The organism is Bifidobacterium mongoliense DSM 21395 (assembly GCF_000741285.1).
Classification (GTDB): Bacteria; Actinomycetota; Actinomycetes; order Actinomycetales; family Bifidobacteriaceae; genus Bifidobacterium; species Bifidobacterium mongoliense.
This window is the reverse complement of sequence record NZ_JGZE01000002.1, coordinates 69,149-93,618: the sequence shown is the minus strand read 5'-3', so window position 1 is coordinate 93,618 and position 24,470 is coordinate 69,149. Positions and strand designations below refer to the sequence as shown.

At 62.2% G+C, this 24,470-nt stretch carries 10 protein-coding genes and 1 pseudogene; 10 read left to right on the top strand and 1 reads right to left on the bottom strand.

Features of this window, described 5'->3' with window-relative positions; translation table 11 throughout:
- The first annotated feature begins 13 nt into the window (after positions 1-13).
- From BMON_RS01695 to BMON_RS01675, 5 genes and pseudogenes are all read left to right on the top strand, one after another.
- A pseudogene (locus BMON_RS01695) lies at positions 14-968 on the top strand (carbohydrate ABC transporter permease).
- Between the two features lie 189 nt (positions 969-1,157).
- Positions 1,158-3,659 carry a glycoside hydrolase family 31 protein gene (locus BMON_RS01690; protein ID WP_081882760.1) on the top strand — a complete coding sequence of 834 codons (2,502 nt, stop codon included), beginning with the start codon at positions 1,158-1,160 and terminating at the stop codon, positions 3,657-3,659.
- A 198-nt stretch (positions 3,660-3,857) separates the two neighbouring features.
- The gene (locus BMON_RS01685) at positions 3,858-4,130 is read left to right on the top strand and encodes an ACT domain-containing protein (RefSeq protein ID WP_033512352.1); all 273 of its coding nucleotides are present in this window, start codon (positions 3,858-3,860) and stop codon (positions 4,128-4,130) included.
- Between the two features lie 21 nt (positions 4,131-4,151).
- A complete protein-coding gene (locus tag BMON_RS01680; RefSeq protein ID WP_033512353.1) occupies positions 4,152-5,516 on the top strand; it encodes a PFL family protein in 1,365 nt (454 codons plus the stop codon).
- Positions 5,517-5,949: 433 nt separating this feature from the next.
- Positions 5,950-6,225 carry a hypothetical protein gene (locus BMON_RS01675; protein WP_152595748.1) on the top strand — a complete coding sequence of 92 codons (276 nt, stop codon included), beginning with the start codon at positions 5,950-5,952 and terminating at the stop codon, positions 6,223-6,225.
- A gap of 940 nt (positions 6,226-7,165) precedes the next feature.
- Here the strand turns inward: BMON_RS01675 and BMON_RS01670 are convergent.
- Positions 7,166-7,765, bottom strand: a complete 600-nt coding sequence (locus BMON_RS01670) for a tRNA (cytidine(34)-2'-O)-methyltransferase (RefSeq protein WP_123644467.1) — start codon at positions 7,763-7,765, stop codon at positions 7,166-7,168.
- A gap of 391 nt (positions 7,766-8,156) precedes the next feature.
- Here BMON_RS01670 and BMON_RS01665 point away from each other — a divergent pair, with 391 nt between their 5' ends.
- The 5 genes from BMON_RS01665 (at position 8,157) to BMON_RS09135 (ending at position 24,469) form a co-directional block, all read left to right on the top strand.
- Positions 8,157-9,134 (top strand): HhH-GPD family protein, encoded by a 978-nt coding sequence (locus tag BMON_RS01665; protein WP_033512466.1) that lies wholly within the window; start codon positions 8,157-8,159, stop codon positions 9,132-9,134.
- 396 nt (positions 9,135-9,530) lie between these two features.
- Positions 9,531-10,076, top strand: a complete 546-nt coding sequence (locus BMON_RS01660; protein ID WP_237745283.1) for a hypothetical protein — start codon at positions 9,531-9,533, stop codon at positions 10,074-10,076.
- 413 nt (positions 10,077-10,489) lie between these two features.
- Positions 10,490-14,059 carry a DNA-directed RNA polymerase subunit beta gene (rpoB, locus tag BMON_RS01655; RefSeq protein ID WP_033512355.1) on the top strand — a complete coding sequence of 1,190 codons (3,570 nt, stop codon included), beginning with the start codon at positions 10,490-10,492 and terminating at the stop codon, positions 14,057-14,059.
- Positions 14,060-14,179: 120 nt separating this feature from the next.
- Positions 14,180-18,196 (top strand): DNA-directed RNA polymerase subunit beta', encoded by a 4,017-nt coding sequence (locus BMON_RS01650; protein WP_033512356.1) that lies wholly within the window; start codon positions 14,180-14,182, stop codon positions 18,194-18,196.
- Between the two features lie 933 nt (positions 18,197-19,129).
- Entirely contained in the window at positions 19,130-24,469 is a 5,340-nt protein-coding gene (locus tag BMON_RS09135) for a PD-(D/E)XK nuclease family protein (RefSeq protein WP_081882757.1), read from the top strand.
- Position 24,470: the final 1 nt, after the last annotated feature.

Sequence of the window (24,470 nt, the reverse complement as noted above, 5' to 3'; positions counted from 1 at the left end):
ATCGCATCACGGTATGCCCGGTGGATCGGCAGTTGTTGCTGCAACAATAGCAGGGGATAATATTCCGTTCAATAAACACGTCAGGCAGCAAAAAAAATGTTTCTGATTGGATTGTTGATGTCGTTATCGCGCTTATTATCGTACTCATCGTAGTAGTTGTTGTTTATCCGTTATGGTTCATCATTATTGCATCGTTCTCTGACCCGACAGCAGTTGCGACGGGCAAGGTTCTGTTCTGGCCGCAAGGCATAGAATTTACTGGTTTCCAGAAGATTCTCACCGACAGCCGTATTTGGACAGGTTATCGCAACACGATTTTGTATACCGTCGTCGGTACCGCGGTCAATCTGATTGTCACAATTCCATCCGCATATGCCCTGTCTCGTAGAGAATTCAAGCCTCGTCGCATCATCATGTTCCTGTTCACCTTTACCATGTTCTTCGGTGGCGGACTGATTCCGAGCTACTTGCTGATGAAGCAGCTTGGTCTGCTCAATAGCATGTGGGTATTCGTGTTGCCCGGTGCTTTCGGTGTCTATAACATGATTATCGCGCGTTCGTTCTTTGAATCCTCGATTCCAGAAGAGCTTCGTGATTCGGCACGCGTTGATGGTGTCTCATACTTTGGTTTCTTCTTCAAGATTGTGTTGCCGTTGTCTAGCGCAATCATCGCCGTTATTGGTTTGTACTGCTTTGTCGGCCATTGGAATGATTACTTTACTGGTTTGATCTATATCCGTGATCAAGATCAGCAGCCGTTGCAGAACATTCTGCAGATGATTCTACTGGCTAATCAGGCCACGAATGGTGACAATACAGCGAGTATGAGTGCATTGCAGGCGCAGAACTTCGCTGATCAGATCAAGTTCGGCATCATCATCGTATCGACTCTTCCGTTGCTTGTTATCTATCCGTTCCTGCAGAAGTACTTCAACAAGGGCGTGATGATCGGCGCCGTGAAGGGCTGATGCTTCAATAAGGAGCAACGACCAAAAACCGGGATTCCGCACCATGTGGAATCCCGGTTTTCGGCCACTGCAGTGTCTGCGACTCTCTTGTCCATAGCCGGTACACTAAGAAGAGAAGACGTCGCTGTCGCCGACTCCCACATCGACATGTACCGTCGTCCACCCCACCACCATGAAAGAACATCATCAATGAGCGAACTATCCCTTACCACCAGCCCACGCAAGTCCATGCCGCGTAACGCCCGACCGGTCGCACGGCAGGAGTCGGTGGTCCAGGGCGACCACTGGCGTTTCACGGTGCTCACCGACTCCCTGATCCGCGTCGAATGGTCCGATTCCGGGGTCTTCGAGGACCACTGCACCCAGATGGTCGTCGACCGCGACTTCGAACCCGCCGCCGACATCCATATGCGTCAGTACGAGCAGGATGGTCTGCTCGTCATCGACACCCCCGACGTGCGGCTGACTTACGACCGCAAGCCTTTCACCAAAGAGGGCCTGCAGATCACACCCAAGGGCATGGATGGCTTCTGCAGCACCTGGCATTTCGGCGACAACCAGCATGCCAATCTCGGCGGTACGGCGCGCACGCTGGATGGGGTCGATGGCTCCACGGAGATCGGCGTCGGCCTGAATTCCCCAGACGGGTGGTCGATCATCGACGATTCGGCGACGAACATCCTCGTGATGCCCGATGACCCGGCCTATCCTCAAGCCATGCAAGGCCTCCAGGGAATCGGTATCGCACCACGCGCACAGCACGGCATCGATCTGTACTTCTTCGGCTACGGTCATCGCTATCGCCAAGCCGTCCAGGACTTCTACCGTCTGACCGGCGCGACGCCGCTGCTGCCTCGGTTCGCCCTGGGTAACTGGTGGAGCCGCTATTATCCCTACTCGGCCGATGAATACACGGCCCTTATGGACCGGTTCCACGCTGAGGGCGTGCCGTTCACGACGGCGGTCATCGACATGGATTGGCACATCACGGACGTCGACCGTGCGATCGGCGGCGGCTGGACCGGATACACGTGGAACCGCGATCTGTTCCCCGACCCCAAGGCGTTCCTGCGTGATTTGCATGAACGCGGCATGAAGGTCACTCTCAACATCCACCCGCGCGACGGAGTCCGGGCCTTCGAGGAGGCCTATCCCAAGATGGCGGCGAGCATGGGCGTCGACGCCGTGAAGGGCGAGACGATCGAATTCGATCTGACCGACCCCAAGTTCGTCGATGCGTACTTCGACATGCACCACGACCTGGAGGATGAGGGCGTCGACTTCTGGTGGATCGATTGGCAGCAGGGTGGATTGACCAAACAGGTCGGTCTCGATCCGCTGTGGATGCTCAACCACCTGCATTATCTCGACTCGGCGCGTGACGGCCGGTGGCCGCTCACCTTCTCGAGGTACGCCGGACCGGGGTCGCACCGGTATCCCATCGGCTTCTCCGGCGACACCGTCGTGAGTTGGGATTCGCTGCGGTTCCAGCCCTATTTCACCGCAACCGCCTCCAATATCGGCTACGGCTGGTGGAGCCACGACATCGGCGGACACATGATGGGCATACGAGACGAGGAGCTTGAGGCCCGGTGGTATCAGCTCGGGACATTCAGCCCCATCAACCGCTTGCACTCGACCAACTCGCTGTTCAATGGCAAGGAACCGTGGAACTTCCACGAACCCGTGCGTTCTGCCATGACCAAGATCCTGCGGTTGCGCCAGGCGCTTGTACCGTATCTGTACACCATGAACTGGCGCAACGCCGCCGAGGGTTTGGAGCTCATCGAGCCAATGTACTGGCAGCACTCCGATCACGGCGAATCATACGGCGTGCCGAACGAATACTATTTCGGCTCTGAAATGATCGTCGCGCCGATCACGGATCCCATGGACGACGCCGCGATGCGGGGCAAGGCGAAGGTCTGGCTGCCACAGGGCCAGTGGTTCGATCTGTTCACCGGCCGGCGTTATCAGGTCGCCGACGAATCCGGCGTGCAATTCCATGCGTGGAGGACCATCGACGAGGTCCCCGTCTTCGCCAAGGCGGGCGGCATCGTCCCGATGCAGTCGGATGACCGCAGCAACGCCGTGGCCAACCCCGAGGCGATGCGCCTGCTCGTCTTCCCCGGGGCCGACGGGCAATTCACCATGCGCGAGGACGACGGGCGCTTCCGCGATAACGGTGATCTTGCGGCCATGCATACGGCCGATACGACCATTGATTTCACATGGGACCAGCCGAGTCTGCGCATCGGCGCGGTTTCGGGCGATGCGACCGTCGTGCCGGCACGCCGCTCCTGGCAGGTCACTTTCCGTGGTGTCGCCGACACGGCCGTGACGCTCGGCGGCACGCCATGCGAGACCACGTATGACGCAGAGACGCTCAGCCTGACCGTCGATCTTCCCGCGACCTCCGTCGCCGAGGATCTGGTGCTTGGCTTCCCCGACGGGCTCAAGCTCGCCGAGAACCCGGTGGAGCACGACATCTACGCTCTGCTCAAGGACGCGCAGATGGCCTACACCATCAAGGAGGAGGCCTACGGACTGCTGCGCACCCGCGGAGTCAAGGCGCTGCACACTCTGGACACGCTGGAGTACACCTCACGTGACAACCACGGCGAGCATCATTACCGCATGCCCGAGGCGCTGACGTCGGCCATCGAGGAGATTCTGCTGCGCGACTGCTAGTCGTGTCGGTGCGGTCGCTGATACGGCTGTTCATATGGGCGCGCACCGGATGGATGAGCACCGGTCGTTGATTGGCCGGTGCTTTCCTTATACTGGGACACGATGCCGGGCGGCCCGCTCTTCAGGTGTCGGCCATCGTGTGACACCGGTGGGCGACCGGGCCGTGGCGACGGATGTCCATCTTCGAAGGAGCCCCACATGAACAAGGCAATCATCACCGTCGTCGGACGGGATACGGTGGGTATCATCGCCCGCGTGTGCACGTATCTGTCAAACCATCACGTCAATGTCCTCGATATCTCACAGACCATCATCGACGGCTTCTTCAACATGATGATGATCGTCGACTACGCTGATGCCGACCGTGAATTCGGCGACATCGTGAACGACCTTGACGCCATCGGCGAGGGGATCGGCGTGCGCATTCGCTGCCAGCGCGAGGAGATCTTCACGAAAATGCACCGCGTCTGATTCGACCTCGGGAGGTTGGCAATGTTGAATATCATGGAGGTCCACGAGACCAATCAGATGATCGAGCAGGAGAAGCTCGACGTGCGCACCATCACCATGGGCATCTCGCTCCTGGACTGCGTGGCGGGCGACGTCGACGGCACCTGCGCGCGCATCTACGACAAGATCACCACCTGTGCCAGGGACCTCGTCTCGACCGGTAAGGCCATCGAACGCGACTACGGCATCCCGATCGTGAACAAGCGCATCACCGTCACGCCTATATCGTTGGTCGGCGGCAGCGTGTGCCGCACCAGCGAGGATTTCGTCGCCATCGCCCACGCGCTCGACAAGGCGGCACAGCAGGTCGGGGTTGACTTGATCGGCGGGTACAGCGCCCTGGTCTCAAAATCCATGACGAAGGCCGACGAGCTGCTTATTCGTTCACTGCCGCAGGCCCTGTCGCAGACCGATATCGTCTGCTCGTCCGTGAACGTCGGCTCGACCAAAACCGGCATCGACATGGACGCGGTCGAGTTGCTCGGTCACATCGTCAAGGACATCTCCTACCGGACCCGCGACACCGACAGCTACGGCTGCGTGAAATTCGTGGCGTTCTGCAACGCGCCGGACGACAACCCCTTCATGGCCGGCGGATTCCACGGCGTGACCGAAGGCGACGCCGTCATCAATGTGGGCGTCTCCGGCCCCGGCGTGGTCTCCCGCGCGCTCGACGCCGCCACAGGCAAGGACTTCGAGTTCCTGTGCGAGACCATCAAACGCACCGCCTTCAAGATCACGCGAGTCGGCCAGCTCGTGGCCCAGGAGGCCTCGCGGCGACTCGGGGTACCCTTCGGCATCATCGACCTGTCGCTGGCGCCCACCCCGGCGGTCGGCGATTCCGTGGGTGAGGTGCTGGAGAAGATCGGCATCGGGCAGGTCGGCGCACCCGGCACCACGGCGGCGCTCGCCATGCTCAACGACCAGGTGAAGAAGGGCGGCATCATGGCGTCGTCCTATGTCGGCGGGCTGTCCGGGGCGTTCATCCCGGTGTCCGAAGACAAGAACATGATCGATGCGGCGACCTCCGGGTGCCTGAGCATCGAAAAGCTCGAGGCGATGACCTGCGTGTGCTCGGTCGGGCTCGATATGATCGCCATCCCCGGTGATACCGAGGCCTCGACCATCTCCGGCATTATGGCCGACGAGGCGGCCATCGGCATGATCAACCAGAAGACCACCGCAGTACGGCTCATCCCCGTCTACGGCAAGACGGTGGGGGAGATGGCCAACTTCGGCGGACTCATGGGGTATGCCCCCATCATTCCGGTCAATCGCACCGACTGCTCGGCGTTCGTGACCCGTGGCGGACGCATCCCCGCGCCCATCCACAGTTTCAAGAACTGAGGGGTTGCTGGCTCTAGGGGTATTAGGAAAGCTCCGGGTGAGGTTGCTGCGCTGCCACCCTCTTGGGAGCATGCCAGGGACTTGCCGCATCACAGTGCGTGAGGATGGTGCGCATTGAGGCAAAGGTCGGATGGGATGCAGTTTGCGTGGATCCATTGGAATGGCCGTATGGTCCATATCCATATAGCGGAGCTAGTTGGCATAGCATTTCGTTCACATGAGAATGACGAATACGAGTGTTAAAGTTCTGCAACATAACGACGTGCGGAAGTCGGTAGGGGATACAGCGGTTGGGCATCGTAGGTACTGAGCTTAATCGCGGAGAACAACGTCATAAGCGTTACCCACACCAATGGTGGTGACAAGGATGTAGGCGACACCAATGGTGGTGACAAGCATGTAGGCGACAAGGATTGCGCCAAGGAACGGGGTGGTGGAATTGTTGAACTATAAGAGGTTGTTGCTGGTGTGCACCTTGCTGTCATTCGGGGCGTTCATTGCCACATTGGTTGGCGTGGGCAATGGGCTATACAGGCTCAATGGGACGTTACGCGACGCTGCTGGTGGTGACGCTGCGGGAATCATGCTTGATGTTCAACGGATGGTGAGTAGTGTATCCGTGTACTTCATCTGGTCGCTTGTTTTTCTGGTAGTGACCGTGGCATTCACCCTCGTCACCGTGCGGGCAACAAGAGCGCAACCGGTGTAAGAGGGCGCGTGTTTTACGTGTACATCGTGTGACGGTATTGCCGTGGTATGGGGTTCCCCGCGGTCCCTCAATGCTAACCATACAGTCCAATGATCCGATGGGGAACACTCATGGACGTCATGGGGATCGAAGCCATTGCCCCCCGATGGTGTAACTCTGGTGTTGGTGTAATCGTCAGCAGGGATTGTAGTGTTCCCTTCCATCGCGAGCCGGTCCGATGGGGATCGTGCGCTGCTCTTGGAAGCTCTCGCCGATGTCGTGCTGGTGATCTGGCATCGTACTGATAATCTGGCGCGATTCCATGGTCCACGATGTGAAACGAGTGTGAATCGTACGTGAGACAGATGAGAGATGTCTCATAGGCAAGTCGGGTGTTACGTTTTCACGATGGCGGAATATGGCCGTTGAGATAATCCAACCTTCGACTTGTGTCAGCAAATCGTCGACTTGTGGCAGCGAACCTTCGACTTGTGTGGCTATATCGACGACCCTTGGCGACGAATCTACGATGAGTGGCGGGCTATCGCGTTTCCTTGGTCTTATATCGTCGACTTGTGTGGCTATATCTTCGATCCTTGGCGGTATATCGACGACCCTTGGCCGGCTATCGCCCATTATTGGTTCTGTATCGTCGACTTACGTGGGTGTATCGACGACCTTTGTCGCGGAATCGTCGATCTTGGTCGTTCAACCGTCGACTCGTGCCGGGGAAGCATGGCGTTGAACAACGAACCGTCGACTTGGACGGCGTCGTGTAACCGGCCGGGACTGCAATCTGTTGCCGACGGAAACTTGGGACAGGCGGAGTGCATCGATCTGTCGTCGGCGGAAACCTGAGACAGGCGGAGTGCATCGACCCGGCGCCGACGAGAACCCCTGCCTTCCCGATGTCAGTCGGTTGCGCAGCGTGACTTTGTACTTCGTATACTTCTTGTACTTCTTACTTTCCGCCCTTGAACTGCAATTGGCGCCATGCCTCGTAGATGGCGATGGAGGCACAGTTGGTGAGGTTGAGCGAGCGTAGGCTGGGCCGCATCGGCAGGCGGACCTGTTCGGCGACGTGGGGGCCGCCCATGATGTCCATCGGATCGGGAATGTCGCCCGGTTCGGGGCCGAAGAGGAGAATATCCGTCGGCTTGTAGTCGACCTCGGTGTAGAGCTTCGTGGCGTGGGCCGTGAATGCGATGATGCGTGAATTCGGCATGGATTCGACCAGATTGTCGAAGTTCGGGTGCAGCACGACGTGGGCCATATCGTGGTAGTCCAGACCGGCGCGGCGCAACTTCGTATCGTGCAGGTTGAATCCGAGGGGTTCGACCAGGTGCAGGATCGTGCCGGTGACCGCGCACAGTCGTATGGCGGATCCCGTATTGCCCGGGATACGCGGCGAGTAGTAGCACAGATGCGGCGTGACGGTCCGGGCGACGCTGGCTTCCTCGGCGCTCATCATCGCGTCGACCACGCTGATGGGATTGCCGTGGGCATCGGTCACCAGTTCGTCGGGGCCGTAGTTCGATTTGCGATATCCGTATTCATACATTGCGTCGACGTGTGCCGTCGGATCCGTCGACGCCTTGTTGTGCGGTGCGTCGTCGTGGGAGATCTCGCTCATATCATCACCAATCGTGTATAGAACTGCAAAGTGCCAGTGCACGAGCTTAGGGTGGGCCATACCCCGCATAGGGACAGGGGATCGCTTTCAACTCATGGCCACGTGCCCGCGCGGGGCCATACCCCGCATAGGGACAGGGGACCACTCGTTCGCCACGGGTGTATGGTCGCCCGTGCACAATGGAGCCGTGCCAAAACGACCAGTGACCTTCCGCGCGACCGATGTGCCGGGTGTTGATGTCTCGGATGCCGATGTCCCGGATGCCGATGTCCCGGAAACCGATGTTCCGGAAACCGACGATTCGACTTCTCTCAATTCCCTGACCGCGATTCGCACCGCCTTGTTCGCGTGGTGGGATGCGAATGCCCGAGATCTGCCGTGGCGCTTCGGACGCACCACGCCATGGGGCGTGCTCGTCTCCGAAGTCATGAGCCAGCAGACGCAGATGAGCCGCGTCGTGCCGTATTGGCTGTCCTGGATGGGGACATGGCCGGATGCGGCCGCGCTCGCATCCGCCAGCACCGCCGAGGTACTCACCGCATGGGGTCGGCTCGGCTATCCCCGTCGGGCCCTGCGACTGCAGGAGTGCGCGAAGGTGGTGGCCGGGAGATACCACGATGCGTTACCCGCGACGTACGACGAACTTGTGGCGCTGCCCGGCGTCGGCGATTACACGGCCTCGGCGGTGCTGAGCTTCGCGCGGGGACAGCGTATTCCCGTCATCGACACCAATATCCGCCGTGCGCTGTCCCGCGTCCTCCTCGGCAAGGAGTCGCTGGGCGGCAGTGCGAACCGTGAGGAACGTGATCTGGCCGAGCGCGTTCTGCCTTCGAAGGCCCCCGACAGCGCGACGTGGAACCAGGCCGTCATGGAATTGGGCGCTCTGGTATGCACGGCGAAGGCACCGTTGTGCGACAGCTGCCCGCTGGCGCCGCGCTGCCGGTTCCTCGCTGCCGGACGGCCTGGTCTGGGGGAGCGGCGCACCCGTCCCCGGCAGCGTTTCCAAGGCACCAATCGACAGGTGCGCGGCAAGATCCTCGAGGCGTTGCGCGGCATTTCGGTCAACGGGGGAGTCGATGGGGCCGCCGCGGGGACGCAACCGGTGACTGCTACGGGGGTGCAACCGGCCACTGCGCCGGAGGTCCAACCGGCGACTGTGCCGGTCCCGACCTTGCCGCGAGATCGGGTTGAGGCGCTATGGGGCGACCACGTGCAGCTCGACGCGTGTATTGCTTCGCTCGACGAGGACGGGCTTATCGAGATCATGCCGGATGGTTCGCTGAGACTGCCGCGGTAGACTTCCCGCCTGTGCAGCAGCGCGTGGACGGTATGTGGAATCGGTCTCGCGGTAAGGTCATCGGCATGGCGCGCGTGGCCACGAGCATGCTGTGCCATCGTGGAGTCATACCGAGCCATGGCGCGCACGGTCGATGGAGCGTTTAGACTCGTAAGCATGGTCAGACCTCGTACTTCACGCCCGCAGGGCACTGGAACGCGGCCGCGTGCTGTCCGAGCACCGCAACGTCGCGGCGGTTCGGTTTCCGGCTCCGGTTTTGATTCCGGTTTGCGGTCGGCGCCCCACAGCCCACGCGGTGGCGGCTCGTCGGGACGGCGCGTTGATGCGCGCGGTAGGCGTGTCGATCCCCGGCGTCAACGCATCTATCGTCGTCGACGGATCATCGTCGGTACGGCCTTGGTACTGGCCGTCGCCCTCGTCGTATTCTGCATCTACAGCCTCGCCCGAGGAGCCGGGGCGATCTCCGACGTCATACGGCACGATGACCTCACGGCGATGTCGCGCAATCCGGTTCCGTCTTCCGCGAAAAGCAAGGGCACGGGGGTGCCGGACTGCACCGCCAAGGACGTGAAACTCGAGCTCGCGACGGGGAGCCAATCGGTGGGTGTCGGCGGATCGATGCCGTTCGCCATGACCATACGATACGAAGGCACGTCGAGTTGCCTCATCGATGCGTCGAATGCCTCTCGGATCCTGACCATCACCTCCGGCAACGACACCGTCTGGACCTCGAAGGCGTGTCCCGCCGATCCGGTGATGCTGCTCATGTCGCACGGCGACAAGCGCGTGGACACCCTGACGTGGAACGCCAATCGCACCGTTGATCATTGCGTGGACGACGCCGATCTGCCCAAGGTCGATGCGGGCACCTACAGCGCTCAGCTCAGCCTGCGCGACGACCCTAAGGCCGTCAGCGACAAGGTCCCGTTCCTCGTCCAGTAGCGGTGGCGTCAGTAGTGTCGGCCGCGGCATCGTTGAGGCGAATAGCTCACCGCGCGGGCGGAGGCCAGAAACCCTGTAGGGGCGCAATGGCGCTTGATTCGGCGATTCAGCACGACGGTCCCGGGGTTGTGCAGCAGCACACGTGGCGGTTGGTGTAGCCATACCGAACGTCGGCGTGTCAGGACATGGTACGGACCGTGTGAAGAGGGTGCCGTGGCAATTCCGAACGCCGACGCGCCGAGCCCTTGTGCCGGGGAAGTGGGCGTGATATTCTATTGACCTTACATGAGGTATGTCATATTGCGGGCATGCTGCCATGAGGAAGCGCCCGCGAACAGGCATATGGCGGTCGTCGCGGACTTCCCGGGTCATTACGATATCGAAACGAATAAGCGAGCGATAAGGAACGTCCATTGGCTGCTAGCAAAGCTACGACGAATACCACCAAAGTCACCGCACGTGCCGACGAACACGATATTGCCTTGCACAAGGCATCGGATCGCGTGAACTTTGGTTCCATCAAGGAACCCATCGATGTACCCTACCTCCTGGGTGTACAGACCGACAGCTTCGACTGGCTGATCGGCAACGAGCGCTGGAAGCAGCGAGTCGCCGAGGATGAGAAGAACGGCACCAACGCCGTAGCCCATGTCTCCGGCCTCGACGAGGTGTTCCAGGAGATCTCCCCGATCGAGAACTTCGCGCAGACCATGAGCCTGACCTTCTCCGATCCGTACTTCGAGGAGCCGCGCCATACGGTCCAGGAGTGCAAGGAGAAGGACTACACCTATTCCGCACCGCTGTACGTCAACGCCGAGTTCGAGAACGGCGACACCGGCGAGATCAAGAGCCAGACGGTCTTCATGGGAGACTTCCCGCTGCAGACCCCGCACGGCACCTTCATCATCGGCGGCACCGAGCGCGTCATCGTCTCGCAGCTCGTGCGCTCCCCGGGCGTCTACTTCGACCGCAACCGCGACCGCACCTCCGACAAGGAGGTCTTCGGCGCGAAGATCATCCCGAGCCGTGGCGCATGGCTCGAGTTCGAGATCGACAAGCGCGACGTCCTCGGCGTGCGCGTGGACCGCAAGCGCAAGCAGTCGGCCATCGTCTTCCTCATGGCCATCGGCATGACCAAGGCCGAGATCGCCGCCTCCTTCAAGGACTATCCGCTGGTCATGGACGCCCTCGAGAAGGAAACCATCCAGACGCAGGACGAGGCCCTCACCGACCTGTACCGCAAGATCCGCCCGGCGGACACCCCCACCCCGGAGGCCGGCAGGAACCTGCTCGACTCCTTCTACTTCAACACCAAGCGCTACGACCTGGCGCGCGTGGGCCGGTACAAGATTGACCGCAAGCTCGGTCTGGAATCCGACATCAACAACCACAGCCTGAGCCTTGAGGACATCCTCTCGACCATCAAGTATCTCGTGGCTCTGCACGCGGGCGACACCACGTTCCCGGGCAAGCGCGACGGCAAGGACGTGCAGCTGCGCGTCGACGTCGACGATATCGACCACTTCGGCAACCGCCGCATCCGTCAGGTCGGCGAGCTGATCCAGAACCAGCTGCGCACCGGCCTGAGCCGTATGGAGCGCGTCGTGCGTGAACGCATGACCACCCAGGACGCCGAGGCCATCACGCCGCAGTCCCTGATCAACATCAGGCCCGTGAACGCCACCATCAAGGAGTTCTTCGGCACCTCGCAGCTCTCCCAGTTCATGGATCAGAACAACCCGCTGTCGGGCGTCACCAACAAGCGTCGTCTCTCGGCCCTGGGCCCCGGCGGCCTGTCGAGGGACCGCGCCTCCATGGAGGTGCGCGACGTGCACCCGTCCCACTTCGGACGTATGTGCCCCATCGAATCCCCTGAAGGCCCGAACATCGGCCTGATCGGATCGCTGGCCACCTTCGGTCGCGTCAATCCCTTCGGCTTCATCGAGACCCCGTACCGCAAGGTCGAGAACGGTCACGTCACCGACGAGATCGAGTACATGACCGCCGACCGCGAGACCGAGCACACCATCGCCCAGGCCAACCAGCAGTTGGACGACAACGGCGACTTCGCGGAGAAGACCGCACTGGTCCGTTCCGCCGCCGGTGAGGCGGAGGATGTGCCCGTCAGCCAGGTCGACTACATGGATGTCTCCCCGCGTCAGATGGTCTCCGTCGGCGCCTCGCTCATCCCGTTCCTGGAGCACGATGAGGGCCACCGAGCCCTCATGGGCACCAACATGCAGCGTCAGGCCGTGCCGCTCATCAAGTCCGAGCGTCCGCTCGTGGGCACCGGTTCGGAATGGCGTTCCGCCGTCGATTCCGGCGACGTGATCCTCTCCGAGAAGCCCGGCGTGGTCACCTACGTCTCCGCCGACATCATCCGGGTGATGAACGACGACGGCACCCAGTCCAGCTATAAGGTCGCCAAGTTCCAGCGTTCCAACCAGACCACCTGCTACAACCAGGTGCCGCTCATCAAGAGCGGTGAGCGCGTCGAGGCCGGCAGTGTGCTGGCCGACGGCCCCGCCACCGAGAAGGGCGAGATGGCCCTGGGCAAGAACCTGCTCATCGCCTTCATGCCTTGGAACGGCTACAACTACGAGGACGCCGTCATCATCTCGCAGCGCCTCGTGCAGGACGACACCCTCTCCTCCATCCACATCGAGGAGTACGAGATCGACGCCCGCGACACCAAGCTCGGCGCGGAGGAGATCACCCGCGACCTGCCGAACGTCGGTGAGGACGCGATCGCGAACCTCGACGAGCGCGGCATCATCCGCATCGGCGCCGAGGTCGAGGCCGGTGACATCCTGGTCGGCAAGGTCACGCCCAAGGGCGAAACCGAACTGACCCCGGAGGAGCGCCTGCTGCGCGCCATCTTCGGCGAGAAGAGCCGCGAGGTGCGCGACACCTCGCTGCGCGTGCCCCACGGCGAGACCGGCACCATCATCGGTGTCAAGGAGATCACCCGCGAGGATGCCGAGGAGGACGGCGACGAGCTGCCCAACGGCGTCAACCAGATGATCCGCGTCTACATCGCCCAGCACCGTAAGATCACGGTCGGCGACAAGCTCTCGGGCCGCCACGGCAACAAGGGCTGCATCTCGCGCATCCTGCCCGAAGAGGACATGCCGTTCCTGCCGGACGGCACCCCGATCGACATCATGCTCAACCCGCTGGGCGTGCCGAGCCGTATGAACCTCGGCCAGGTCCTGGAGCTCCACCTCGGGTGGATCGCCCACGCCGGCTGGGACATCAACATCGACCCCGACCTCGAGGCCGAGTGGAAGAAGCACGTGCCGGAAGGCGCCGAGAAGGGCGCGCCGGGCACTCCGGTCGCCACTCCGGTGTTCGACGGTGTGCGCCCCGACACCCTCAAGGGTCTGCTGGCCACCACGTTGCCCGACCGTGACGGCGACAAGCTGGTGCACGACAGCGGCAAGGCCGTCCTCTTCGACGGTCGTACCGGCGAGCCCTTCCCGAAGCCGATCTCCGTGGGCTACATGTACATGCTCAAGCTGCACCACCTGGTCGACGACAAGATCCACGCCCGGTCCACCGGCCCGTACTCGATGATCACCCAGCAGCCGCTGGGCGGCAAGGCGCAGTTCGGCGGCCAGCGTTTCGGCGAGATGGAGGTGTGGGCCCTCGAGGCCTACGGCGCCGCCTACACGCTGCACGAAATGATGACCACCAAGTCCGATGACGTCGACGGCCGCGTGCGCGCCTACGGTGCCATCGTGAAGGGCGAGAACCTGCCGCCGGCAGGCATCCCCGAATCCTTCAAGGTGCTGCTCAAGGAAATGCAGTCCCTGTCCCTGAACGTCGAGGTGCTCAACGCCGACGGCGTCGCCATCGATATGAACGACGAGGAGGATGACGACACCGCGTCGTCGTCCGCCGATCTCGGCTTCAACATCGGTGCGCGTCCGGATGCCTCCGCGAAGGCGGAACAGGCAGCTCCCGAACCCGAATACCGTTGAGCCATCCGCCCCGGGTGGGCGCGTGATCCGGCAAGGGAATCCGGATGCGCTCCCGCCCGTGGCAGGACCAACGCGAATAGTACTGAGTGATGGAAAACAACGTAGAGACAGGACATAAGAGTGCTGGACGTCAACGCATTTGACAAACTGAGGATAGGCCTGGCGACCACCGAGGACATCCACAACTGGAGTCACGGCGAGGTCAAGAAGCCCGAGACCATCAATTACCGTACCTTGAAGCCCGAGAAGGATGGTCTGTTCGGTGAACAGATCTTCGGGCCGACCCGCGACTGGGAGTGCGCCTGCGGCAAATACAAGCGCGTGCGTTTCAAGGGCATCGTGTGCGAACGCTGCGGCGTGGAGGTCACCCGCAGCCGCGTGCGCCGCGATCGCATGGGGCACATCGAGCTGGCCGCACCGGTCACCCACATCTGGTTCTTCAAGGGTGTGCCGAGCAGGCTTGGATACCTGCTGGACATCGCACCGAAGGACCTGGAGAAGGTCATCTACTTCGCGGCCTACATGGTCACGTCTGTGGATGAGGATCAGCGTCACCAGGACCTGCCCGATCTGCAGGACGAATTCGACACCGAGATCACCAATCTGCTCAAGCGTCGTGACAATGAGATCGAGGAGCGCGCCAGGAAGATCGAGAACGATCTGGCCCAGCTCGAGGCCGACGGTGAGGCCAAGGGCAGCGCGAAGGCCAAGCTGCGCAACGGCGCCGAACGCGACATGGCGGCCATCCGTCAGCGCTTCGACGAGCAGGTGCAGCGCCTGACCGCCGTCTTCGACCGGTTCAAGGGTCTCAAGCCCGGCGATATGGAGGGCGACGTCGACCTGTGGCGCGAGATGGAGGATCGCTACGGCGATTACTTCGACGGCTGCATGGGCGCCGAGGCCATCAAGAAGAGGCTGCAGGACTTCGATCTGGACGCGGCCTCCAAGGAGCTGCGCGAGGAGATCGACACCGGTTCGGGACAGCGTAAGGCCCGTGCACTGAAGCGGCTCAAGGTCGTCAACGCCTTCATGACCACGGGCAACAAGCCCGAGGCCATGGTGCTCGACGCCATCCCGGTCATCCCGCCCGACCTGCGCCCGATGGTGCAGCTCGACGGCGGCCGTTTCGCGACTTCGGATCTCAATGATCTGTATCGTCGCGTCATCAACCGCAACAACCGCCTCAAGCGGCTCATCGAGCTCGGCGCGCCCGAGATCATGCTCAACAACGAGAAGCGCATGCTGCAGGAAGCCTGCGATTCGCTGTTCGACAACGGTCGTCGTGGACGCCCGGTCACCGGCGCCTCGAACCGCCCGCTCAAGTCCCTGTCCGACATGCTCAAGGGCAAGCAGGGCCGGTTCCGTCAGAACCTGCTCGGCAAGCGCGTGGACTACTCCGGCCGTTCCGTGATCGTCGTGGGCCCGAGCCTGCGTATGCACCAGTGCGGTCTGCCCAAGCCGATGGCCCTGGAGCTCTTCAAGCCCTTCGTCATCAAGCGCTTGGTGGACATGAACTACGCACAGAACATGAAGAGCGCGAAGCGTCTGGTCGACCGCGGCGACGCCGAGGTGTGGGGCGTCCTCGAAGAGGTCATCTCCGAGCACCCCGTGCTGCTGAACCGTGCACCCACCCTGCACCGTCTGGGTATCCAGGCCTTCGAGCCGATCCTGGTCGAGGGCAAGGCCATCCACCTGCCGCCGCTCGCCTGCGCGGCCTTCAACGCCGACTTCGACGGCGACCAGATGGCAGTCCACCTGCCGCTGAGCGTCGAAGCGCAGGCCGAGGCCCGTTCGCTCATGATGGCTTCGGACAACATCCTCAAGCCCGCCGATGGCCATACCGTGACCATGCCCTCGCAGGATATGATCCTCGGTCTGTACCACCTGTCCACCGTCATCGACGGCGCCAAGGGTCAGGGCCGCGTGTTCTCCTCGCTCGAGGAGGCCGGACTGGCGCTTGATCGCAAGGACATCGACACCCAGGCCAAGGTGCTCATCCGCCTGCCCAAGGACTTCATCCTGCCTACGGATTGGCAGCCCGGCGAGCTCACGGTCGTCGACCCCGAGCCCGGCAGCCCGGATACGGTCAAAGAGGAGCGGTTCAAGGACGGTTCCGTCCTGTTCGCCACCTCGTACGGCCGGATCATGTTCAACGAGACCCTGCCCACTGACTACCCGTTCGTCAACGAGCAGGTCGCCAAGGGCAAGCTCTCCAAGATCGTCGATGACATCGCCACTCGCTATCCCACCGCACAGGTGGCCGCCACCCTTGACGCGCTCAAGGATCTCGGCTTCACCCGCGCCCCGTGGTCGGGCGTCACGATGTCCTTCTCCGACATCGTCGAGCCTCCGGAAGGCCACAAGATCGTCACTGATTACGAAGGTCAGGCCGACAAGGTCAACTCCCAGTACGAGTTGGGCCTGCTCACGGAGGAGGAGCGCCGTCAGGAGCTCATCAACCTGTGGACCGAGTGCACCGACAAGGTCGCCGCGGCCATGCGCGAGAACTTCCACGACGACAACAACGTGAACATCATGGTGCAGTCGGGGGCTCGAGGCAACTGGATGCAGATTCGCCAGATCGCCGGCATGCGAGGCCTCGTGGCGAACCCGAAGGGCGAGATCATTCCTCGACCCGTCAAGTCCAACTACCGCGAGGGTCTGTCCGTCCTGGAGTACTTCATTTCCCAGCACGGCGCCCGCAAGGGTCTGGCCGACACCGCACTGCGTACCGCTGAGTCGGGCTACCTGACCCGTCGACTCGTCGACGTGGCCCAGGAGGTCATCGTGCGCGAGGAGGATTGCGGCACCAAGCGTGGCCTCATGATGAAGGTCGCCGAGCGTGATGAGAACGGCAAACTCGTGCTCGTCAAGGCGGCCGACGGTGGTCCTTACTCCCGTCTGCTTGCCTCCGACGTGATTGACCCCGCCGACGGCAAGACCGTGCTGTACAAGGCCGGCGACGCGCTGTCGATGGATGTGCTGCGCGACCTCGTCGCCCACGGCGTCGAGGAGGTCAAGGCCCGGTCCGTGCTCACCTGCGAATCCAAGCGCGGCGTGTGCGCGAAGTGCTACGGCTGGTCTCTGGCCACCAACACCCTCGTGGATGTCGGCGAGGCCGTTGGTATCGTCGCGGCCCAGTCGATCGGCGAGCCCGGCACCCAGCTCACGTTGCGGTCCTTCCACTCCGGTGGCGTGGCGTCGGCCTCCGATATCACCCAGGGTCTGCCGCGTGTCACCGAGCTGTTCGAGGCGCGTACGCCTAAGGGCGAGGCGCCCATCGCGGAGTTCCCCGGCACCATCAAGGTCGAGGACACCGATCGAGGCCGCCAGGTCACGTTGAGCCCGGACGACGGCAGCGTCGAGCCGATCAGCTACCCGGTGACCCGTCGCGCCCCGATGCTCGTCAAGAACGGCCAGCACGTCGAATCCGGCACGCAGCTCATCGAGGGTTCCGTGGATCCCAAGAAGATCCTGCGCATCCTCGGACCCCGCGCCGCGCAGGTCAACATCGTGGAAGAGGTGCACAACGTGTACCGCTCCCAGGGTGTGGATATCCACGACAAGCACATCGAGGTCATCGTGCACCAGATGCTGCGTCGCGTCACCGTGATCGACTCCGGCGACACGAAGCTGCTGCCCGGCCAGCTGTGCGACCAGACGCGCTTCAAGGAAGCCAACATCGAAGCCGTCAAGGCCGGTGGCAAGCCCGCCGTGGGACGTCCCGAGCTCATGGGCATCACCAAGGCCTCGCTGGCGACCGACTCGTGGCTGTCCGCCGCCTCCTTCCAGGAGACGACGCGCGTGCTCACCGAAGCCGCCCTTAACCAGCGTGAGGACGAGCTCAAGGGTCTCAAGGAGAACGTCATCATCGGCAAGCTCATCCCTGCCGGCACGGGTCTGGCCCGCTACCGCAACGCGGTGGTCGAGCCCGACAAGGCCATCAGGGACACCATCTACCCGAACTTCGGTCTGGGTGCGGATGGCACCGGAGATCCGGCAGCCGCCGGATTCTCGGATGACATGGGCGATGTGGACTTCTCCAACATCGATTTCGGCGACCTCAAGCTGGGCGACGATTTCAATCCGGATGACTTCCTCAACGACCAAGGCGGACAGGGCGATCTCGACGCCTGAGTGTTGTAGGTGACTCCAGTGTCTTGGGTGCTTCGAGTGTCTCGTGAGACACTCGAAGCATCTTGGGTTCCTTACGAGCGTCTTGAGTGCTTTGCGGGTTTTGGACTACTCTTTTGGACTACTCGCGAGTGGTTTGGGTGTCTCGAAGGCCTCGCCCTTTCGGTGATCGGCCGCACCATTGTGTTGCGGTCGATTCCGGTGGGCGCGGGGTTGGTTATGTGATGCTCCGTGCGATGCACTGAATTGTGTAGTGCGCTGGATTGGTGATGCACTGAATTGGTAGTGTATCCGACCGATTGCGTATCCGACCGGTAGTGCACTTGCACTGTGTTGAGACGCACTGTGAATGGAGTGCACGGGTGAATGGGCCGTGGCGTGTGATGCGTCAGGGCCCATTCGTGTATTCCCGTACTCGTAGGGGTTATAGAGACTCCGCATGTCCGGGTCTTTGGTCTATGTGCCCGGTTACTGGTCGATGTGGTCTATATGACCGATGTGGTCAGATACTTGTCGTCCCGGCCGGTGTGCCCAGATGGTGGAAGGTAGCGTCTCAGGTCCGTTAGACAAATCGGGGGATAGCGAAAAACAACCGCGGAATATGGCCCTTCATTTTTGTATCGGCCGACTTGTCTATGTGAATCGTCGAGTTGTGTGGTCGAATCGTTGACTTGTGTCGCTCAATCATCGACTTACGTAGCGCAATCGTCGACTTTGGTACCTGAATCGGCGACTTGTGTCAGCCAATCGTCGACTTTGGTACGTGAATCGTTGACCTATGGCGGTGAATCGTCGAGTTGCGTGGGTGAATCGTCGACTCGTGTCGCCCAATCGTCGACTTGCGCACGGCACTCTCCGGAATCGGGCGTTGACGCACGATTTCTCTCCGGTCGGTGGGGTCGGGGACCGTATAGCCGGGGCCTTATAGTGGAGACCATGATAAAAGGTGCTGACGAACGTGCCGATACAATCAAGACCGCTGGTGCCGGTGTTGGTGTCGGTGCCACAACTACCGATGTCAACGCCCTAACCGCCCCTACCTCGGCAACCGCCCCTACCTCGGCAACCTCGGCAACCGTGGACGGTGCGGTTGCGGCGTTGCTTCGCGGAGTGTTGCTCGACGGCCGTGGGGAACCGACCCGCACGCTGGAGGTCTCCGGCGCTCCGGGTGTGGGCAAGACCGAATTCGCGCTGCGAGTCGTGCTGCAAGGTATCAAACGATATGGTGCCGATTCTGCCGTGATGACGGTGTCGAACCGCAAGACCGCCGACCGGTTCGCCGATCGTGCCGTGCGGGCCATCGGCGCTTCATCCCAGGCAAGACCGGTCACGACGTTGTCCGCCGTCGCATTCCGCGTGATTTCCGCGGTCCGGGCCCGTGTCGGAGAACCGCTGCCGAGGCTGCTCAATGGTGCGGAACAGGATACGATGTTGCGCCGTGTGATGGCCGTGCACGTGCGTCACGCGGCAGCCGGCGACGATTGCCCGACCTGTCGTCTGTTGCGTGAGTATTTCGCCCAGGATCACTGGGTCACATTGCTGACGGATGACGATGGAACCGGGACCGGAATTGGGACCGGGACCGGTACGAGTGCTGGTGTCGATGCTGCGGAGGCAGCGAAACGCGCCGCGCATCAGCCGCGCACGAGCGGTGTCGCGACGTCCGAGACGCTGTTCCTGCGTGGCATCAACGACGCGTTCATCGTCCAATTGCGCGACATGCTGTCTCGGATGAACGAACTGGGGGTTTCCTGTGCGCGTGAGCAGGACATCCTCGACGAATTGACCGGTGACGACGCCTATACGGCCCGGTTGCGTATCCAATGGCGCCTCGCCTTTGCGTTGCGTGCCGAGGCCGAGCGCATCAGCGCCGAGGAGTATCCGGGTGAGTTTCGACTCGATGCCGCGCGATTGCTCGTTGAGGGCACTGACGCGGTCGCTGACGCCACGGATGCCGAACTTCCCCGATTCATCGTCGTCGATGATGTCCAGGATCTGACGCTGGCCGGTCTCGCCTTCCTCGAACAGTTGGTCGGTCGTGGCGCCGCGCTGGTCGCGGTGGGCAATCCGGAAGAGTCCGTCCAGTCCTTCCGCGGATCCTACCCCGAATACCTCTTTGAGCGGATGACGGATGCTCCCTTCCATGCGGCGGTGCGTTCGATGACGGTGCCGGGAGATGGCGACGCATCGCAGCATGGTAAAACCGCGGGCCGGGTGAACGCTGATGCGACAACCTTGGGGGAAGCGGCTCATGATAAGACTGCTGCCCCGATGAACGTGGGTGAAGCGACTGCTAGTGCGAAAATCTTGGGGGAGGCTGTTCTAGAAGGGAACGCCCCAGCGGAGACGGCTCCAGGAGTGACTGTTCCGGTGGAGAACGCGACAGCTGAAACCGCCCCGGGGGAAGCTGTTCGAGGGGAGGTCTCTCCAGCGGAAACGGCTCCAGAGGAGAACGCTTCAGCGGCCTCCGGGCTGCGGCGTGGCCAGGCCCCGAACTACCGCGCATTGGTCGCATCCCGCGTCTCGCTCTCCATCCGTACGGTGCGCCCCGACGACACGCCGCTGCCGCAACGTCCTGGCAAACTGCCCTGGTACGACGCCGCACTGCCGATCGTCGCGCTATCCGACAGTGCCCTTCCGGACGATGCTCCCTCCGACGCCAGAACGTTTCCCAATGACGGGAGCGTGGGGCATGGCCTGTACCGTTCGGCGAACGAGGAACTCGATGACGTCGTCTGGGCGGTCAAGACGGCTCATCTCAGCGAGCGTCGGTCGTGGAACGACCTTGCCATCCTTGCCCATGATAATGCGACGGTACGTGCGTTCGGCGAGCGGCTGCGTGAGGACGGCGTGCCGGTGCGATATTCATCGGTGACCAGGCCGTTGAAGGATGAGCCCTTCGTCCGCGGGCTTTTCTCCCTGATCGAACTGGCCCAGCTGCGCAACCGCGGTATGGCAAACGTGAACAATGAGAAGCTGGCCTCCTTGTCCTCGTTCGTGAGGCTGCGTGTGTCCGCACTCATGGACAGTCCGCTCGTCACGGTGGGCGCCCACGGTGCCGGGGAACCGGCGCGGTTGTCGGTAGTGGAGGCAGCCATGCGGTCGCTGGCCAGCCTGGTGTCCGTGATTGATGGCGTCGGCGACGGACGAGAGCGTGGCTGGCATGCAGATGATGTCGATCATGCAAATTATGGCGAGTATGCAGATTATGCCGGCCATGGGCACGATGGCAATCATTCTGATCATGTCGATCGTGTGGATCGTGCGAAGTATGTGGATGATGCCAACGATGCCAACGATGTGGATGATGCCGGTCGCGTGGACCAGGCCGAACGGGCTGGGTCCGGACAGTCCGAAGCGCCCGGCGAATCCGTAGAATCAGATGGGTCTGCAGCGACTGCCGGGTCGGCGAATCCCTCCGAGTCCTCTGAGTCCTTCGGGTCATCCGAACCATCTGACGGCGGCGATCTGCGCGCCGTGATGGAAGCCTGGAAGGGTTGGCGGGACGCACATATGACGTCGGCCATGGACTCCACTGTGAATCAGACGGATGACGGTCCGACGATGGTTGTTGACGACACGTTGGTTGCCTGTGATGCGGAGCACGTCGACCCGCAGCACCTCAACCCGCAGCACCTCGACCAGGCGGGCCTCAACGCGCAGGGATTAGACGCGCAGCGCCTTGACCCGCAAGGCGGCGCTACCCGGACGTTTGCATCCGCCAATGGCTCCACGGGCAACACTCACGGCGGCCCGGCGTTCGGCATCGATGCGTTGTATCTGTTGCTGGCCTGTGACGGATACGCGGGGGTCGACGCGGCCGGCATCTGCTCGTCGATCACCACCGTCACGGGGAACAGCCTGCATGCCCGCGCCTTCGAGCAGCTATGGCGCATGGTCGATGCGGTGGCCCGCGGGCTCGCCACCCTGCGCCGACCCGAGACCCAGTATGCGCTTTCGCTCGCATGGCAGGCGTGCAACGTCGCCGATCGGTGGCAGCGTACCGCGTTGGACAACACCGCGGATGGCAGGGCTGCCAACGATCGTCTTGACGCCGCCATGCGACTCTTCGAGTACGCGCAGGGCAGCGGTGCCGGCCGTGACATCGACGGGTTCCTCGACCAGGTCCGATCCATGAGGATCGAGGCCGATTCCCTAGCGAAGGTCGCTCCCATCGACGATGCCGTGACCCTCACCACGCCGGCCGGAGCAGACGGCGACCACTGGCCCTTGGTCTGGATCGTGGGCGTGCAACAGGGGGTCTGGCCGAACCTCGCAGAACGCAACACCATGTTCGGCGGTGAGGACCTCGCGCGCATCATGCTGGCGGACAACGCGCAGGCGCATCGGGATCGTGGTCCGGAGCCGAATATCGTCGAGGATGCCACCTCGCCGGATCGTCTGCGCGACGATGCCTTCGCTTCGGTGCTTGCTTCGGAGCAGCGCTCCTTCCTGGTCGCGCTCACCCGTGCCAGCGAACGGCTCAGCGTCAGCGCGGTCTCCAGCGACGATATGACGCCCTCGGATTTCCTGTACGGTTACTTGCCCGAGTATTTCGACAGGGATCTCGACGCCGCCGGCACCCCCGTCTACACCGAGGCCGGTGGCGACACGAGATCGGGCGGTATGGACGCCGATCCGCGGGGTTTGGCGGCGTTGGCCCGTGCAAGGATTATGAGGCACTGCTCGGATGTGGTCGATGCGTTCGGAGCGGCGGATGTGGTCGGGGTGGCGAATACTGTGAATGCCTCCGGTGTCGATGAACCTACCGACGTCGCCGATTCCGCCGATGCCACCGCGGCGGCTGCGGTCGACGATGCGGCCCGTGCCTTGGCCGTGCTGGCCGAGCAGGGTGTCTCTTCCGCGGACCCGTCGAATTGGGCGTATCTGCATAATGCCGAGAACGCCGAGAACGCACAGAACGCCGAGAATAACGGGATTACCAGGAATACCGAGAACGTCGAGAATATCCAGGACGCTGAGGATGCTGAGGACGCCGAGAACGCCCAGAATACTGGGAATGCTGAGGATGCTGAGGACGCCGATGGTCCGGCGATTGCGGCCGTGCACGATTCGCCAGCATCCTCATCCGGACCGATGGTCAGCCTTTCGCCTTCCGCGGTCGACGGCCTGTGGGGCTGCCCGGTCTGCTGGCTGTTGGAGAACCAGTTCGCCGGGCCCGGCACAGGCAGTGTCGCGCAGAGTTTTGGTACGCTCATCCATCTCATCGCCCAGCTGGCGAGCGCGGAGGGGTTGGATCGGCCTGAGCATACCGCCGGCACCCCGGTCGACGAGCGCATCGCGGCCGTCACCGCACGCATGATGGAGTTGTATCGTCAGCAGCGGCCGGTCGCCGACGACGACCTCGAGGCACAGGAACGATACGACGCCATGGACAAGGATAAGAAGGCGCAGGCCACGCTGGAGCACATCGCCCGGTATTTCGTCACGTCGAGCGATTCCGGATACCTGAAAGGCAACGAGCAGCATTTCGAGGTCGGGCGTTTGGAAGCAGCGGAATGCGAGGTCCCGTTCGAAGCCGTCTTCGACATGGCCGACATGCTCGGGGCATACAACGCGATCCCCTCGATTCACGCCATCGATGTTGATGAGCTCCTGGCGATCATGGGCGCGCTGGTCGGAGGCTGGCCCGAGGGCATGCGCGCCGATCTGCGCGTACGGCTGACGGGGCGCATCGACCGCATGGAGCATCGCCGGCTCGCCGATGGCACACCGAGTCTGCGGCTCATCGACTACAAGACCGGACATAAGCCCGGTTCCGGTCGGTTCGTCAACGATCTACAGCTTGTGTGCTACCAGATGGGGTTGGCGTTCGGCGGCGATGACGAGAGTTCGGAGGTAGCCCAAAGCGAGTTGTTCTACGTAGCAGACAACGCAGCGCCGGCCGAATCCCATGCCCCGGAGAGTCTCTACCAACCAACATTGTTCGTCAGCGGTCATATCAACGACAGTGTGTTCATTCGGCGGTCTGGCTACAAGACGCCTGACAGATTACTTGACGTTCCCGAGCTCGATGCTCAGCCTCCGGAAGGGGTGACGCCACAGGCGTGGCGAGAATTCCTCGGATTGCGCAGCACGCAGGCGGTCTGGGCGATGACCATGATCGCCCGCGTCTGGTACACGGCCGCGGCCCGGCGATCCGAGGTTCTGATCGCCCATCCGACGTCAGAGCACGCCGCCCACTGCCGCCTGTCCGCGGTCTGCCCGGCGTGCGCCGGCCGCAGCGACACCATCTTCGACATCAGGGAGGTCTGAA

Excerpts from the sequence above, each read along its gene's own strand:
- BMON_RS01690 (WP_081882760.1), top strand. The coding sequence starts at position 1,158 with ATGAGCGAACTATCCCTTACCACCAGCCCACGCAAGTCCATGCCGCGT.
- BMON_RS01685 (WP_033512352.1), top strand. The coding sequence starts at position 3,858 with ATGAACAAGGCAATCATCACCGTCGTCGGACGGGATACGGTGGGTATC.
- BMON_RS01680 (WP_033512353.1), top strand. The coding sequence starts at position 4,152 with ATGTTGAATATCATGGAGGTCCACGAGACCAATCAGATGATCGAGCAG.
- BMON_RS01670 (WP_123644467.1), bottom strand. The coding sequence starts at position 7,765 with ATGTATGAATACGGATATCGCAAATCGAACTACGGCCCCGACGAACTG.
- BMON_RS09135 (WP_081882757.1), top strand. The coding sequence starts at position 19,130 with ATGATAAAAGGTGCTGACGAACGTGCCGATACAATCAAGACCGCTGGT.